This window comes from Spirochaetae bacterium HGW-Spirochaetae-1 (genome assembly GCA_002839375.1).
In the GTDB taxonomy this organism is placed as follows: domain Bacteria; phylum Spirochaetota; class UBA4802; order UBA4802; family UBA5550; genus PGXY01.
The window spans coordinates 127,267-143,696 of the sequence record PGXY01000003.1; the positions used below are offsets into that span (position 1 = coordinate 127,267).

A 16,430-nucleotide genomic window follows, 5' to 3' on the forward strand; every position below is an offset into this window, starting at 1 on the left:
ATTCATAAAACACTATCGGCTCTCAATCTCTCGGCAAGTTTTTTCCCTGCTTCCTCGAACGTGGTACCGGCAATAATAGTACAATTTCTTTTTTTGACATCAGGGGCGTATAGTTTTTTAATAACAACTTTATTGCCTCCACTGACGCTATAGTTGATCTTTGCCGCATTGAGGGCGGTGTTCGGTTTGTTTTTCGCCTCCCTCCTCTGTATGACCGTGGGATATCTCAGCTGGCCGATTTCATTGCTTACCATTACGACAGCCGGTAACGGTGATTTAAGAACCTCGTATCCCCCGGGTATGAGCCTTTCCACATAGAGTTCATTGTCCCGTTTCGAAATTTTCCTGGCCATGGTGATAACGGGTATTCCCAGCATCATTGCAACACCGATCCCGGTCTGACCGGCGTTCCAATCCGCAGCCTGTCGGCCCACAAGTATCAGGTCATAACGACCTATTGTCTTAATTGCACAGGAGAGGGCCTCGGACGTGCGGAAGCTATCGAGATTCGCGGAATCCAGATCTTCGTCTTCAACTTTGACAAGCTCATCTGCCCCAACCGCCAATGACTTCAACATCACCGCGTCGGATATTTTTCTTCCCATGGTAAGAACGGTAACCGTACACTCACCTTTCATTTCATCTTTCATTCTCAGGGCCGCTTCAAGGGCATTTTCGTCGAAAATACTGAGCACCGGCGGTATGCCCCGGGGCTCGACCCTCTTTAATATGGGATCGACGACAAAGGATGACGGGGGACCTTCCGGGTCCGGAACCTGTTTAATGCAGACAATTATCCTCATAAGCGCCATCCTCATACACACTCTGCCACGAGAGCGTTACTGAACGAGGGGATGATCTCCTCGTAATTCCCCACGATACCATAATCGGCTATATCGAAAATCGGGGCCTGTGCGTCTTTGTTAATAGCGATAATGGTTCGGGAGGTATACATACCCACGATGTGCTGTGTGGATCCCGATATTCCCACGGCGATATAAACCGAGGGCCCGACGATTTCTCCGGTTTGCCCCACCTGCGCCTTCGCATTGATCCATCCCAGGTCGCAGGGCGGCCTGCTTGCTCCCAGGGCCGCTCCCAGGGTCTTCGCCAGTTCAGCAAGAAGGCCGAACCCCTCCTTGCTTCCGATACCGCGTCCCCCGGCCACAATGATATCCGCATCGTCCAGCTGGGGGCCTTCCTCAAGTTCCAGTACCCGCTCCATCACCCGGACAGTTACATCTTTTTCATCGATCATTTCCGCTATGGGTATTATCTTTCCATTATACGCATCGCAACGCTGTGCCTTTTCCTGCGTCTTCGCTCTGACGGTTATAACAGCCGGTTTCGATTCGATATTGTACTCGGCAATAACATTGCCGCTATAGACCGGTTTCGATAAAACAACACGGCCCTCCTCAATCCACATCGCGACGCAATCCGTCACCAGTCCGGTATCGAGACTGAAGGAAACACGCGGCGCGAGATCAAGCCCCGGCAATGTATTGCCAAAAAGAACGGCCCGCGGTTCTATCTTCCGGCAGAGCCTTGCCATGACACCGCAATACAGCTCGGGATGAAATTCCTTTAAACCCGGTGAATCGGCCACGTAAACATGATCAACGGAATAATTAATGAGTTCATTGACAGGGCCGCTCATATTTTCGCCGATTATAACGGCTCCCAGACCGCATCCCCAGTCATCGGCGAGCCTTCTTCCTGCGCCGAGGCACTCCAGGGTCAGCCGGTCAATTTCCTTTTTTTCATTATATTCGGCATAGACAATGATATCATTCCTGCTGTCCATGACGGCCTCCTCATTTCTCACTGAATCCCTCAAAGACATCCTCCATGACGGGCGGGACGTAATCCTCCATGTCCTTTTGCAGCTCATCAAAAGGCGGAATGTAGTGCGACCCGTCTGAAACATTGTTGGGATCAAAGGCCTGCTTTACCTTTGACTGCCAGAGATGATAATCATTCATCATAGGGCCGAGCCATTTATACATTTTATGCTCCATGGACGACAGTCCGAATCCCAGTGTCTCCTTGATCGTAGCGTGTGTCGTGGCAAAGAGAAATTCAATTCTATTCTTCTCCGTTTGGGGTTGTCGGCGATCGAACATGGCTATCTCTTCCAGGTGGCCCCAGTTGCTCGTTCCTTCATATATGCCGCCCCAGGTGCAATCGGCCATATCGTCGATAAATGTTCCGTTGGCGATATATTTCTCTTTTATCCGCTCGCCTATTTTAGCCTGTTTGACGCAGCACGCATACATCTCGCTGCTTCCCATACTGGTGATAAAAGCGCCGCCGGGCCGGAATGCCATGGCTGGATAAATGGACCGGTGCAATCCCCACCAGAAGTTTGAGTGAAATGGCAGATGACTCGTATCAATCATGATGCTGTCGTTTTCCCCGACGATATCTTTGATCACCTTTTCCTGGTATTGGGCCTCCCCCTCGCTCTGGGCAGCGATGGCAAAAAGTGTCATGAACTGAAAAGTCTTCATGATGGAACGCAGCCCCTGGGTATCCAGAAGAATTCGCATGGCCCGGGGTGCCAGCAATCCGAACAAGGCCCCGACGGAACCCTTGCAGTGAATGTAGCCGATCTCGGAATCCCCGATAGCATATGCCACATTCGTAAATGCGTCATAACTGGGAGAAAATATAAAAAAGACCTTGTGCGTTTTCGGCAATTCAAATTCCGGAATTATATCGCTGAGTACTCCTTTGAAACGCGGCTCCCGCGGACCATCGGGCCATGAGTAAAGTTTTACCGCGCACTTTGTAAATACGCCCAGACCGCCGGTTGTTCCACCCCATCCGCGCATGATACCACGCAGACTCGGTCCAGGCCCGTCGCCACAAAACCACCCCGCGCCAGATCCGGGTGTTCCGATATGCAACATTTCTCCGTCGGGAAGCACCCACTCGACGCCCAGGGGATTCCTGCCGCCAAACCCCGTATAGAGACCGGTCCAGCCGTATCCCCAGGCTGACGTGACGCTGGCCAGCTGGGACGTGTTGGGCCCGGCGCCGATAATATGGCAATTAAGACCGCGCTTCATGGCTTCGGCCTGCAGCTGCGAGCAGCAGACGTAAGGCTCGATAACTGCAAACATATTCTTCTCATCGATCTCTATGATCCTGTTCATCCGCCTCAGATCGATCTGCACCACTCCCTCTTCACCGGGACCGCCCCATGCAGCCCATCCCGTTGAATGGGCCTTGAATTTTATTCCATGCTTATTGCAGGTCCTGACAATATGCTGAACCTCTTCGGATGTTTTTGGAAGCACCACTGCCGCGGGTCTCGGTATCCAGGCTTCGGTGTTAAGATTAATCGCCGGCTGCCACGCGTATGAATCCAGCAGGGCCGGTTCCCGGGAAATATTCTCTTTCCCCAGGACTTCTTCCATCTCACGGTACGCCTGATCGGAAATTATTTTACATTCCAGCATGTCATAACTCTCCTAACGATTGAGCTAAAAGGTCGCATACGTCATAAACAAGAATATCACTGTTGCTTTCCGCGGCCGCGTCTTTGAAAAGACGCTCGCACCAGGGACAGGCCGTCACCAGGGCTTCCGCACCTGTTGCCAAGGCTTCCGCAAGTCTGTCGTTGGCCGTCCATCGCGCGAAATCGGGATCGAATTCATAGACGCCGCCACCCGAACCGCAGCACCAGCTGTACTCGCGGATACGTTCCATCTCTACCAGGTCCACTCCCGGTATCGATTTCAATATATCCCGGGGCGGGTCGAAAATACCATATTTACCGCTTTGCTTATATTTCACGGGCCGCATCAGTTTATCATCACCATGCCATTCTTTATAAATTTCTCCGCGACGCCCAAGATGACAGGGATCATGATAGGTCACCCTCATGGGAACCTTCTTCCCGGGGCGTATATCGCCTTTCTTTATCAGGGAATCTATATATTCCGTTATATGGAGAACCTCAACCCCGAGTTTTCTCCCATTTTTAGGATAGAGATATTTAAACGTATAATAACAATCAGAACATGGCGTCACCAGTATTTTCGCTCCTGAGGCCTTCACCCTGCTTGCCATATCCTCACTGTAATTTTTCATCTCCCCCTGGTATCCAATTTCATAGGCCCTGCCGCCGCAGCATGACTCATCACGGCCCGCTATGCCCACCTTAATCCCGTTCTGCAGAAGAAGGCTGATGGAAAACCGCAGGGTGTCCCGGAGATCTTCATCATAGGAATACCTGCATCCGGCGTGGAACAGAACATCCACTTTCTGCTTATTGATATCGGGAATATCAAGTCCCTCAGCCCAGTTTCCCCTGTCGGACTTGAGCATATTCATGGTGTTGTCTTCCCGCTTCATGCTTTCAATGATATCAAGATGTTCCGCCTGCACATACCCTCCTTCAACGCAGTGAGAGCGCATCTCAAGAAGGACATCGGAAAGATCAATATCATCACGATAGGCCTGGCAGGAAACCTGGCATGCACCGCATAACTGGCAGCGGTATACTATCTCCGACAGCGCATCGGTCATATCGGTCCTATTCTCCAATAACGAATTTGCCATGATCATTTTTCCGCCGCCGGAATAAGCATGAAAATTGTACCGGTCGACAGAAGGACAGACCTTTGCGAATCGCCAGCTCTTTATCTGCAGATGGGGAACCCATTTACAGTTGGAACACCGTGAACAACCTTCCATATCTCTTTTCAATTCCTGCAAACTCATAATAACACCTGTCATTTAGTTTTTTGATTGTTATTGAAACACAATTTACCGGGATTCATGACTCCTTTCGGATCAAGAATGCTCTTCACCTTTAATAAAGCAGCCACGGTATCGGCGCACCGATCGTAAACCATATGAGCGGTCTTCCCGTAGGGCCGTGAGAAAAATCCACCCATCTCCATGATCTTTTTCGTAACACCTGTACAGAATGCCTGCACTCTCTCGGACTCATTTTTATCACTGGCATCATACATGACAGAAAATTCAAAATGACATACCCTTCCCTGTTGTACGGGCTGGAGATACACGCCAAGCTTTTCGCCGTCGATTCCATGTGTTTTCATCTCACGATTGATTTCATTGATAAATTCTGGAGACTTGTCCAGGGTCCCGAGGAATATGATGTCTTCAAAGGAACCTGTCTTCCTCAGTTTCCAGTATGGATCGGCGCTTGACCGGCGAATAAGCTTAAGGACCTCATCGGCGTTCACCGGGCCGGTATTAGCTGAAGGCTTTACATTCATTTTCAGAGCCAGATCGGCGATGTCCTTTTCGATATAACTAATCCGTTCTTCGGGGAAACGTTCATAACCAGAAATCGTGTAGAACAATATCCATCGGGGAATCTCGCCTTCCGATGCATGATTCACAATAGAAGAAAAATTTACATTATTGAGAATAAAACAATGATCGGCATAGCGTTTCCCCGTCAGAGCATAGGTAATATCGACGAGATCATTCAGATTGGAGGCGCTCATAACAAAGGCTTTTTCAACCCGCGGCATGAGTTCCAGTTTTATGGAGGCCCAGGTAACAATCCCCATAGTTCCCTGAGCTCCTTGAATTATTTTTGCCCAGTCGGTCTGGGATGGTCCCATGGGACTTTTCTGGGCCTGTCCCGACGCCCATTGCGCCTCGAGACTTCCCGGCCCTGCGGCTGAACCGGTCCGGAAGAGATCCCCCGAGCCGAATATTACCTCAATGCAGCAGAGGGGATCCTGCATGTCCCAGTGATATTTCGGCAGTGTTGTCGGTTCCCGTTCGAGGAGGCTCCCGACCACCGACTTCGTTTGTCTCGGAAGAAGAGGCGCCGAGACCCGAAGCCCGCTGGCCCCTGCCGCGTCAATGAGTTCATCGAAAGTGACCCCGGGCTCTACAAGGGCCGTCTTGCTTCTCCTGTCGATTCGCACGATGGACTTCATATCGCTCATATCAACAATGACCGCCCCCTTTCGTTCCGGCACAGTATCACCCCGGAAACGCGGCCCGCGGGAGGAAACGGGCACCAGGGGAAATCCCTCCCGGTTGGCCAGCTTTACTATTTCTCTGATCTGTTCCGCTGTCCGGGGTTTCACTACGCGTGATGGATTTTCGCCGAGAGAAAAGCCGTTGTCACGGGAATAACTTTCGCAGATATCATTATTGCCAATGACGTTTTTATCTCCGACAATAGTTGTTAATAGATTATCCTGGGTTATCATGAGATTATATCTCCCTTGGCTTTTAGTATTTTTTTCTTCATCCGCCGAAGCACAAGTCGGGTGGTCCAGGAGGGTTTTTGAGCAATGGCATAATCGATAATGACCGGAGCCATAAATACGGTCAATGGCTTGAGTGAGGACGCAAATCGCATCGCAATGTTTGCCTTTTCCATCACCTTGCCGAGATCATACCCGGCTTCCCTGACGGACTTCTCCAGGACGGGCTGAAAGATATCTAAAAGAAGGCCGACACCACGGATAAAATTTTCATCGGAAAAAAACTGAAGTAACGGCAGGGCCTTGTCCCGAACAGCGACATCTATGTTCGTGCGATCAGCCACACTGAGATTGTCTTCCATCGACCCCAGAACGAGGCTTAAATCAATGTGGGGGTCCAGTATGCCCTGGAGAACCTGAAGATTTTTTTCCAGTAAACCGTTTTTGTAGGCGAGAAATAAAAAGTTCCATACTATCAACGCATTCTGATCCATAACCATATCCTTAATATTAAAATTAGAGGACATCTCAACATCATCCAATGCCGGCCGGATGAGTATTATGTCAGAGTCTTCTGCCGTATGTCGTACGAACCGCTTTAGTTTTTAGTAAATAATTACCGCAAGAAATATATCTACAGGATTGTATTCATCGCCAGGGTCAATGGGTTCTTTTTAAGAATCCAGCAACAATAAACACGGATAATAATTATACATACCGTCATTTTATTATCGTAATTAATTATTATATAAGCGCATTATGCCGACATTGTCAAGGATTTATCCCATAAAAAATGAATTTATTCTATTTTTATACAATTTTTGCTCTTTTTAAGTCATTTTAGCATAATTATTCATTATACATACCGTCACTCAAAAGAGACAAGATGGTAAAACTTGATTATCAATCACCGGAAAAGACAAGGAAGGGAAAAATGTTAAAAAGACGGGGGAGTAATCACAGCAGAAAGAGAATGCTTATTTTTCCTGTGTATTCATATAGTTAAGAAGACTGTGCAGGAAAATACCAAGGTTCTCGGCAAGAATTTCCCGGGAACAATGTATAAATCCACCAAAAAACATGAATATTGAATAACTGATCGTGGTAATAATAATTTCCGCGGCAATCAACGAATCCAGCTCCTGGCAGGCACCGTCATCCTGCAATTCCTTGATTTTAACCTGGATGGGCTTGCTGAATTGAATAAACATCTGTCCGTAAAAACCGCCAAGTTTTTCACTGTAAAAAGCGCCCTGCAGAAGGGTCCAGTTAAAAGATGAATACTTATCAAAAAGGTTTATCACAATAGAACTGATTCGGATCAATTCATCCAGGGAAGTCGCATCCAGACTAGAAACCATGAGATCGATCACACTGGTCTGATCCCGGTTTTGATAAAACATATCAAGCATGATGGCCTGGATTAAATCATCTTTATCGTTAAAATGCTGATAGAAGGTACCCCTGCTATAACCTGCCTTTTGTGCAATATCCAGTATTTTGGTATCAAAATAACCATGCTGCGAAAATTCTTCTTTCGCCACATCGAGAAGTTTCTTCTTCGTTAAAAGAGCCGCTTTCCTGTTTTCGGATTTCTTTTTCCTTACTTTTGTTAATTTCTCATCATAATTAAGAACAGAATAGAGTATAATGGAAATATGCCGTGCGAGAACATCAGGATCGCATCGTATGATTCCGAGTGAGAAAATAAAAATCGATAGAAAAAACAATATCGACATTATCTGGGAGAATATCAGGGCATCAATGCGGGAATCCACTCCTTTAATCTGTTTCTGCTTTATCCTTGCTGAAAAAATATTTCCGATATCCGATGATATTCCGGCAAACAGGTCAAATGTCTCTTTATTCTGAACCATCCCCTGAACAAAGGTTTTAAACAAACCCGATGATTCAAGCATAACGGAAACAATAAGCCTTATATCCCGTTCAAAGGCCGGGTAATCTTCCGGATTCAAAAACCCCGCATCATCATTCTTATCACGCACAATCGAGGAGAGTGTTTCTGCAATCCGGTCTATAAGATAGGCCAGTATATTCTGCTTATTTTTAAAATACAAATAGAAAGCACCGTGACTTACCCCGGCCCTTTTAGTAATGGAGTCAACACTCGTATTGAAATATCCGTTTTGATTAAATTCCGCAGCAGCCGCGTCAAGCAGTACGTCTTTCATCAGGGCTGGAGGCTGTGCCTGCAAGGATTTTTTCTTCATTTTCATCTCAACGATTATTATAGAATTACGGGTACGGTGTCAAACGAATAAGCATAGCACGAGGATATTTCCGCATTGAAATTAAATGACATAATGTTCAATATTGCGAAGATCCTATTATTAATTTTTATATACGTTATGTGCTTATATATACTTTTATTGGCTGTCTTTTCAATTTTTTTTACATTTTATGCTCTTTGTTGAGAATTATGCTTGCATTATTACTGATGGCATGTACAATAAACTAGCATAGATTCCGATAATTCTCCAGGCAATTTTATATTATATATTCATTGAATTGCACTCTAAAGCCTTCTTGTTCCTGAACTAATCATAATTAACAAAAAGTGTAAATCACATAGAGGGGTAATTTTTCCAAAAAATTTTTAACACTTTAATAACGCTTCCGACCGGTCGGTTACTGAAATAGGACTTGTGTTTTCAAGTTTTGAAAAGTATAGCAGGAGGAGTGATATGAAGTTTCTTTATTACAAAATCTCATATTTCACAATCCTATTTTTATGTCTGATTTTCTTTTCATGTTCCGGAACCGACCTCGGATCATTTCAGAAAAACAATCCGGACCCGCCTTATGATCTCTTGCATATATTTGACAATTACCCTGCCATAAATGAAGCCATTTACAATTTAGACTCCGTCCCTGCCAATAAAAAGCTCGGCGATTTCATCCAGAACGGAACGGAACTCGATTTGTTCTGTATTAATATCAGCAGCATCTTAAGCGATCAGTCCGTATCTTTTACCGAAGAAATAGCAAAAATTCTCGGCATGATAATCGAAAAAGATATCTGCTATTACAACAATCCTTCCGACCTGGGATTTTACGCAAACAGCGACATCGAACACGAAAAGAATTTTTATCGTGCCATAGATGTAATTTTGGATAATAGCGATATTAGTCATGACGCATTGGAAATTATCGAACAGGTATTGAAATATAACAGGGAGAAGAACCCCGGCGACATAGAACAATCGATTGAAGATTTCATTGAGGATATATCCGATCCTGATTTCAAAAATGATTTCATAGATTTCAGTACAGAACTGAGCAAATTCCTGATCACCAATGACTATCCCATCTGGCTTGATACGGAAGGCAACGTTATAACCAGCCGAAAATCAATTGACCCGGTTAATCATACGAATACCGATATGGGCAATTTAGTCAAAGGCACCATTAAAGTTTTTACCGGTCTGTATGGACTCGCATCAAATGATCAAACGTTACGGGAAACTATTTATGATATAATTCGCGAAGATGTTAAATCATTAATAAAGCCTGATGTGATAACCCAGGTCGCTAAAAATACCGTTTATAATCTGGCATATTATTTTTCAGCGGACGGAGATGGGTACAATACAAGCGATTATTACTGCGACAGTGGCGGCATGTATGTCAACGCCGAGCTTAAAGAGACGATCAGGGAAATGTTTCCCTCATTGGTCAAACTCTTTATCCGCACCGACGACACGGCATCGGCAGTTCCCGATTATTCCATTGCCTATAATGCAACCGGTCAATCTCCCCTCGAGGCCTTTACCTGTTCTCTTGATAAATTAAATCAGGCGGGGATTGATTATTCACGAATCGAATTAGAACCTTCACTGCGCAGGATGATCGACTATAACGCATGGGGAAAAAGGAGAACTGATTACGGAACAACAAGGCTATCATATTTTGACCACTTTTTATATTCAATCTCAACAGCATATAAGTTCGGTTTTCTTTCACGCAAAAGCAGTGATGGCGAGCCTTCTGTAAACTCCAATCATGGACACGGTATTTCCACAAACGGCATACTGACGATCAACGATATCATTTACTCCCTGGATATGCCGTCGAATGCTTTATGCCCGGGTCTGAATTTATATGATATGGCGCTCGACGATAGAATCGGCCAGGCGGAAAATATATCCAGAAGTTCAAAAATCTTTTCGCATTCGGCAATGGCACAGCATAAGTTTTACATGGGAGCCGATTACCCGATAGCGCTTCTGGTTCCATCACTCTGCGCCGGAGACGCCGGACTTCCCAATGGTGGCGAAACATCCATAACACCGACGTCAAACACAACGACCATTTCAACAAAAGACAATATCTCAAACAATGATTTCCGGACCTACTTCCCCAAAGTTGCCGACGGCCTCGGAGCGGTAAATACCGCCGAATTTCTTCTCTCATTAATTCCCCGTGCCTGCTGGGATGGCGAAGGACCGTTTTACCATGCGCCTGACAGCACAGGCACAACTTCTTTCAACTGGCCCGGTAAAGGATTACGTACTGTCAAAATATATTACAAACCGAATAAAGAAATATACGCGTATGTATACAAGCCCTCATCGAATGCGGAAACATGGGAATATTACTATCCCGTATCGGGTAACGATATCAGCGATGATACGGGCCAGCGTTCAAACAGATACAGGGATAAGATTGAATCGGATTACTACCTGGTCAAATATAAACAGTTGGGAACAACATATTATGCCGCACCTCCGGTTAATCCCGATGGATCCTGTCTCGTCAAATCCGGCAACAAGTTCATATTAAAAGGACAAACAAGCTGCAATGCTTCAAATTTTATTCTGGAAGAAAAAATAAAGCAGAATAATCCAATAAGGGAATGCAAATCCCAGGAAGAGGCAATATTCCGCAATTACCAGTGGCTCTGTTTTGACAAAAAATTGACTTTCATCATTCCGCTCTATATCAATATGTCGTCAGTAATACAAATTGCAGGATTCATGTTTACCGAGGGAAACGGCTTTTTGGGTCTTGTTAATTCCCGCAAAGGCCCGAAAAACGCATACTGGCTTTCCAATGAATCGGATTTTCCAATCGCTAAATATTCAAATTCAAATATCGGAATCGGCAACATTCCCACGGGAAACAACCCCGATTATATGGAATCGCATATACCCGGCGACGGCAGATTGATTCTCCTGCTCACACAGGAAAATCCGTATGGCGGAATATTCACCCCCGATTTAATGTTTGATAATCTGATAGGAAAGGGATTCGCATTCCCTGGCGCAATTGCCTGCAGCATACCGACGGTACTTCGTCTCGCCTTTCTTCAGGAAGAAATGGTGGAAGCTGATTCTTCCGATATAGGCAATTTATCAAGCCCGACATGGGACAATAGAAACAGGCTACTCCCCATCATTGTCGCGTTAACCGGAACTCTTCGTGACATGAGTCAATACAATGTACCAGCATCGGGCTATAATTACAATTACTCTAAAAAACACAAACTGCCCATATCGGAATTGCTGGAGGGAATAATCTTTCCTTTGACAAAACCTCATCTGCGCTACATGGAAGACCTGGAACATTCTCCCGGAGATGACGCCTATTGGGGCAAACGCTGGATTCAGCGAGTGGAGGACGAAAGCCTTGGCGTTTTCTCCTATTTCACTCCCAATATAGTAGAGAAAACGAGTGCGGATTTTTTTCTGCCCAATAACAATCTTCGGAGCATACTGAGCGTCCTTTCGGGAAATACTACTTCGGGTTCTGATGGATTGATCCCCCTTATCACCGATGAAACGAACCTTCTGTCCCGGATCATTTCCATCCTGCAGAAATGCGGAAATTCTCAGATGACTGCCGCACGGAAAAATTTATTCCTGGGTCTTGAACAATGTATGACATCGATTGGAACCACAAAAAGTGAAATATCGGAGAAAAACCTCTCCCTTATCGACTCCACTCCATATACATGGATGTTCACGCCTCGGGAAGAAGACCTCTTGCTTGATGACATCCTGGAGTATGATGGACCAATATTTTCCGATGATCAGCGGTGGGAAGATTTTGATTCATCAATTGAGACGCTGCATGAGTTTCTTAATGGTGAAAAAGATATTACCGCCAACATTATCAACATCATGGAAGCAGTGCTGGGCAATCAATTATCCGAATCAGAGATTGAAGGCGTTATGTATACAATAGGAAAATTGTTCGGGCGATATACCGGCAATGAATGGCAGTTTCACGGAGAAAATTCTGATTACGATGCGATGTACAAATTGATATCTTTTCTACCGGTGATTCATGAGATATTAAGAGACACGGACAGCGGCAAAAATTATGTCAACCTCATTGATAATATGCTCCTGCTCCTTGAAAACGATTCGAGCCTTTTGCATTACGCGGTAAAGAGTATGCATACCAGCTACTCCAGTGAACAGATATTTAAGGACCTGTATGATTTTTCAACCTGCGAAATAACTCATGGAGAAAACGCCCTTCTCTGGCGGGATATGTCCGATTTATTATATGATCTGTCTGATATCGTAAAGAATCCCCCGACATCCGAGGATTTATCTGCGCTGTATAAACGCTACGGTTTTCAGAGAAACTGAACTTTTATTTTTGGGCACCTCACTCAAATAGTAAATTTTCAGATTTTTCCTTTCAAATCAAAATACCCCCAGATGCCCTGGATGGGGCACAAATAGTATTTTCAAAAAATTTGTTTTTTCCATCAATTTTTTTTCCAGCTTATGTCTCCTTATCGCGGTATTTCACGGCTTTCTGCCGATAAACAAAAGGGGGAAACCAGGAGGTTACACCATGACGATATCACTGGTAATGATCGGCATTACATGTTTTCTTCTCGGTATTTACTGGTCATCCCGCGTGCAGTGGGATTGACCGCATATTCTAATCCAGGTGTCTGCTATGATAAAAAAGTCAGTACTAAATAAAAACACTGAATCCATGGTGCAATACGCCATCTACAGGGAAAAGAGGGTGGAGCTTGAAGAGTTCATAACAAAGGAAATACACATCTGGGGAAACTACCAGAACATTCCCGACTGTATTAAAAAACTGATCGACAAGGAATTCATGGCGCTGGGAAGATACGGCAAGCGCATCAACGTGTATACCATCGAGGAACGACTGCAGACCGGCGATTTATGAAACGCCGATAATGTTTTTTTGCAGCATAGTATCAAGCTCCATCTCGCTGTATCCAAGGCCGCGCAGAATATCACGCGTATGATATCCCATAGAGGTTCCGGCGGCACGCCCGAAATAATGACCGGAACCGAACTTGATGGGATTACCCATCTGCCTCAAAGTATTTCCTTTTTCATTCCTGACGGAAACAATCATATCACGCTCGACAATAGGTGGCGAGACAATAGCCTCAGACAAAAGCCGTACCGGCTCCACGCAGGCATCCCGGCCGTCGAACTTCGCAATCCAGTGCTCCAGGTCATCCCCGCCTATGATGCCGGCTATGAGCCCTTTTGCCTCACGGTTCCCGATTCCCCTTTCCGCCAGTTCGGGGTGTCCTATGACCGAACAGAACTCGTCAAAAAACTTTCCCTCGATGGGCCCAACGGAGAGATAACGGCCGTCGGCAGTCCGATAATAATCATAGAGCAGACCGCCGTTGAGCATCTCCGATTCCGGTCCCGGCTCGGGTCCCCCTTCAAGAAAGGGAGCCGTGCTCATTACCGTCATGGAAAAGGCACTGTCGGTAATGGATATGTCGATGCGATCACCCTTCCCCGTGGTCATTCTCCGGATTACGGCAGCCATTACGGCCATGGCCGTATTCTTTGATCCTCCGGCTATATCGGCTATCTGTATCCCCGAGAGTCCCGGCCCCGATTCCCTTCGGCCCGAGAAGGAATCAAGGCCCGAGAGGGCCAGGTAGTTGATATCATGGCCGGCACGAGCCGCGTAAGTGCCGGTCTGTCCATACCCGGTAAGCGAGCAATATATGATGGAATCATTTACTTTTTTCAGATCTTCGTATCCCAGGCCCAGGCGCTGCATGACGCCGGGACGGAACTGCTCAATGACGATATCGTATTCCCTGACCAGGTTCAGCACTATCCCGCGCGCCTCCTCCTGTTTCAGGTCAAGGGCCAGGGATTTTTTACCCCGGTTGACATGGGCATAGAGAACGGACACACCGTCAACCAGGGGAGGAGCATAGCGCATGAGGTCGGGTTGCCGGAGATTTTCCACCTTGATGATCTGCGCCCCCAGATCCGCCAGCAGCATGGAGCCGAAAGGGCCCGGCAGCAGGTACGTAAAATCCAGTATCTTAAGAGTATCCAGTGGTGCTTTCATCGTATCTTGCCCGATCCTTCTACCGCACGATTCCCGAGATTATAAGATTTTTCGGGAAGCACTGCAATTATTTTACTGATAGTACATAGATCATCACTGCTTCTTCGTCAAGCCACATTCAAAAAAAACCGGGGCAAACCCCGGTCTTGTAATTTTTCAAGTATTGAAAAATCCTTTTCCCTGCGCCCCTTTTCCTTAGAAAAGTTTGAAATTTACACCAGCCAGGAGAGCAATGTAGGGTTTGCCTTCATTATATTTGTCCTGGAGATGCGATCCCGCCAGGAGAACAAAATAAGGCTGCGTTGTGGAATCCAGCGATGCCCAGGCCGGTGTGTACAGGGCCATGGCAGCCAGTTTCATGCTGTGTTTCTCAGAACTGTCAATCCAGCAATCATTCCAGTTAACACCCACACGGAATGTTCCTATGGTTCCATAGGGCCCCAGTTTATACAGGACTTTTACATCATTTCGGTAAAGAATGTCGCTTCCTTTGTGGATTATGAAAGTGCTGGGATCATAATAATAACCACTATAGTTATAATCATGATATTCCAATTCAAAGGAATAGAGGGCGGCAACGGGCCCCAGTGCAATTTTCAGAGTGGGGATAACCGATCCCCGGAAACCTCCCTTTGATTTACCTTCAATAAGTTTACGTGCATCGGAATCGTATTCCGCAGATGGCGATGCCATGGGAATGAAACCCGTAGCGATGAGATCGCTGTCGCCGATTTTATACATATAATCATAACCGGCATAGGCCGCAAGATCAAAAAAGGCGATGGGTTCGATCTTCACGAAGGCCGATGTTCTTGTGTAGGTGGGACTCAGATATTCCTGGACACCAAGATCGAGTTTTGTCGATTTCCAGAGCATCCCGGAATCATTGATAAGCGGCATGCGGTAATAAATTTCACCTTTAACCGCAAGGCCCAGATAATTAATTGATGAACCAAAATTAGTATTGAGATACCAGCCCGGAACATTGACATTCCCACCGCCTTCCGCGGCAGGATCATCCTGGGCATACAACATGGACGCACACATAAGAAATGCCGAAAGAAATAGTATAATTCCTTTTCGCTTCATAATACCTCCGGTAGAACCAAATTTAAAAGCATCAAAGAGACTTCACTTCCATTGCAACCGACTCCGGAATTATTTTATACCGGGATAATGTAAAAAGCAATACATGTTTCAAAAAAGTATTTTTTTTTTAATGGACAACTTTATTCCCGGTTCATTACAATTGCCCAACAAATGTATTATTATTTTTATTCGAAAAGGTGTTTTATGGAAAAGAGTCGTACTATAAGGACAGGCATACTTCTCATCGTTGTTATATGCTCCGTGTTATTCTATATATTCATTCCCCGGCAGAATACGGACGCTTCCGTAAAAAAAGGTTTTTTCCAAATAATAATTTCTGCTGACACGAAGCCCGGATATGAAAGGGCAAATACTTTTCATGACGACGAGGTAAAAGACGAAGAAGACATGAAGGGTATGTATGGCCTCGATCCGTATATTCTTCGCCGGGAATTCCCCCGCAACAGGGCACTGCCGGCAATGAACTCTGAAGAGCAATCCAGGAAAAATGAGGATCGGGAAAGACGGAACCGGGTTTATGGCAGAATTATATCGAATCGGGCCTCGGAAAATGAAGTACATCGGTATTACAATGAACAGTCAGAGATCACGGCAGATACGGTGGAACTGCTGGAGTTTATCTTGGACCGGTACGGCAATACACTTTCTGAAAAGGACCGGGAAAAGCATGCCTTTCTTCTGGACCAGTACAGAAAACGGCTCAGTGCAATCACCCTGGAAAAGAAGGAATCACTGGAAAGGATAAGAAAGGCTGACTAA

Annotated in this window: 12 protein-coding genes; 3 read left to right on the top strand and 9 right to left on the bottom strand. The window is 45.8% G+C overall.

All coding sequences use genetic code 11. From position 1 onward, the window contains the following. Positions 1 to 2: 2 nt before the first annotated feature. The 7 genes from CVV44_05220 to CVV44_05250 form a co-directional block, all read right to left on the bottom strand. Positions 3 to 818, bottom strand: a complete 816-nt coding sequence (locus CVV44_05220; protein PKL39622.1) for a hypothetical protein — start codon at positions 816 to 818, stop codon at positions 3 to 5. Then, a complete protein-coding gene (locus CVV44_05225) occupies positions 815 to 1,930 on the bottom strand; it encodes an electron transfer flavoprotein subunit alpha (GenBank protein ID PKL39623.1) in 1,116 nt (371 codons plus the stop codon). The genes CVV44_05220 and CVV44_05225 overlap by 4 nt, the downstream gene beginning before the upstream one ends. Then, entirely contained in the window at positions 1,818 to 3,467 is a 1,650-nt protein-coding gene (locus CVV44_05230; GenBank protein ID PKL39624.1) for a hypothetical protein, read from the bottom strand. Before CVV44_05230 ends, CVV44_05225 begins: the two co-directional genes overlap by 113 nt. Position 3,468: 1 nt before the next feature. Then, a complete protein-coding gene (locus CVV44_05235) occupies positions 3,469 to 4,749 on the bottom strand; it encodes a (Fe-S)-binding protein (protein ID PKL39625.1) in 1,281 nt (426 codons plus the stop codon). Continuing rightward, positions 4,746 to 6,215, bottom strand: coding sequence for a hypothetical protein (locus CVV44_05240; GenBank protein PKL39626.1), 1,470 nt, complete (start codon positions 6,213 to 6,215; stop codon positions 4,746 to 4,748). The genes CVV44_05235 and CVV44_05240 overlap by 4 nt, the downstream gene beginning before the upstream one ends. Beyond that, positions 6,212 to 6,706 (bottom strand): hypothetical protein, encoded by a 495-nt coding sequence (locus CVV44_05245; protein PKL39627.1) that lies wholly within the window; start codon positions 6,704 to 6,706, stop codon positions 6,212 to 6,214. The genes CVV44_05240 and CVV44_05245 overlap by 4 nt, the downstream gene beginning before the upstream one ends. 483 nt (positions 6,707 to 7,189) lie before the next feature. Next, positions 7,190 to 8,449, bottom strand: a complete 1,260-nt coding sequence (locus tag CVV44_05250; protein PKL39628.1) for a hypothetical protein — start codon at positions 8,447 to 8,449, stop codon at positions 7,190 to 7,192. A gap of 468 nt (positions 8,450 to 8,917) precedes the next feature. Between CVV44_05250 and CVV44_05255 the strand changes: the two genes are divergently transcribed. Together CVV44_05255 and CVV44_05260 are read left to right on the top strand one after the other, a co-directional pair. Further along, a complete protein-coding gene (locus CVV44_05255) occupies positions 8,918 to 12,832 on the top strand; it encodes a hypothetical protein (GenBank protein ID PKL39629.1) in 3,915 nt (1,304 codons plus the stop codon). A 319-nt stretch (positions 12,833 to 13,151) separates the two neighbouring features. Next, positions 13,152 to 13,394: a hypothetical protein gene (locus CVV44_05260; GenBank protein PKL39630.1), complete on the top strand. Its 243-nt coding sequence runs from the start codon at positions 13,152 to 13,154 to the stop codon at positions 13,392 to 13,394. Here the strand turns inward: CVV44_05260 and CVV44_05265 are convergent. Together CVV44_05265 and CVV44_05270 are read right to left on the bottom strand one after the other, a co-directional pair. Then, positions 13,389 to 14,561 carry a carnitine dehydratase gene (locus tag CVV44_05265; protein ID PKL39631.1) on the bottom strand — a complete coding sequence of 391 codons (1,173 nt, stop codon included), beginning with the start codon at positions 14,559 to 14,561 and terminating at the stop codon, positions 13,389 to 13,391. The two genes, CVV44_05260 and CVV44_05265, sit on opposite strands and share 6 nt — an antisense overlap. A gap of 195 nt (positions 14,562 to 14,756) precedes the next feature. Beyond that, on the bottom strand, positions 14,757 to 15,650 hold the full coding sequence (locus CVV44_05270) for a hypothetical protein (protein ID PKL39632.1): 894 nt from the start codon (positions 15,648 to 15,650) through the stop codon (positions 14,757 to 14,759). Positions 15,651 to 15,854: 204 nt separating this feature from the next. On the opposite strand from CVV44_05270, the gene CVV44_05275 reads away from it, so the two are divergent. Then, positions 15,855 to 16,430 (top strand): hypothetical protein, encoded by a 576-nt coding sequence (locus CVV44_05275; protein PKL39633.1) that lies wholly within the window; start codon positions 15,855 to 15,857, stop codon positions 16,428 to 16,430.

What these genes read in the sequence shown, in the direction of transcription:
- CVV44_05220 (PKL39622.1), bottom strand. Translation starts at nt 818, where the DNA reads ATGAGGATGGCGCTTATGAGGATAATTGTCTGCATTAAACAGGTTCCG.
- CVV44_05225 (PKL39623.1), bottom strand. Translation starts at nt 1,930, where the DNA reads ATGTTTCAGACGGGTCGCACTACATTCCGCCTTTTGATGAGCTGCAAA.
- CVV44_05230 (PKL39624.1), bottom strand. Translation starts at nt 3,467, where the DNA reads ATGCTGGAATGTAAAATAATTTCCGATCAGGCGTACCGTGAGATGGAA.
- CVV44_05235 (PKL39625.1), bottom strand. Translation starts at nt 4,749, where the DNA reads ATGACAGGTGTTATTATGAGTTTGCAGGAATTGAAAAGAGATATGGAA.
- CVV44_05240 (PKL39626.1), bottom strand. Translation starts at nt 6,215, where the DNA reads ATGATAACCCAGGATAATCTATTAACAACTATTGTCGGAGATAAAAAC.
- CVV44_05245 (PKL39627.1), bottom strand. Translation starts at nt 6,706, where the DNA reads ATGGATCAGAATGCGTTGATAGTATGGAACTTTTTATTTCTCGCCTAC.
- CVV44_05250 (PKL39628.1), bottom strand. Translation starts at nt 8,449, where the DNA reads ATGAAAATGAAGAAAAAATCCTTGCAGGCACAGCCTCCAGCCCTGATG.
- CVV44_05255 (PKL39629.1), top strand. Translation starts at nt 8,918, where the DNA reads ATGAAGTTTCTTTATTACAAAATCTCATATTTCACAATCCTATTTTTA.
- CVV44_05260 (PKL39630.1), top strand. Translation starts at nt 13,152, where the DNA reads ATGATAAAAAAGTCAGTACTAAATAAAAACACTGAATCCATGGTGCAA.
- CVV44_05265 (PKL39631.1), bottom strand. Translation starts at nt 14,561, where the DNA reads ATGAAAGCACCACTGGATACTCTTAAGATACTGGATTTTACGTACCTG.
- CVV44_05270 (PKL39632.1), bottom strand. Translation starts at nt 15,650, where the DNA reads ATGAAGCGAAAAGGAATTATACTATTTCTTTCGGCATTTCTTATGTGT.
- CVV44_05275 (PKL39633.1), top strand. Translation starts at nt 15,855, where the DNA reads ATGGAAAAGAGTCGTACTATAAGGACAGGCATACTTCTCATCGTTGTT.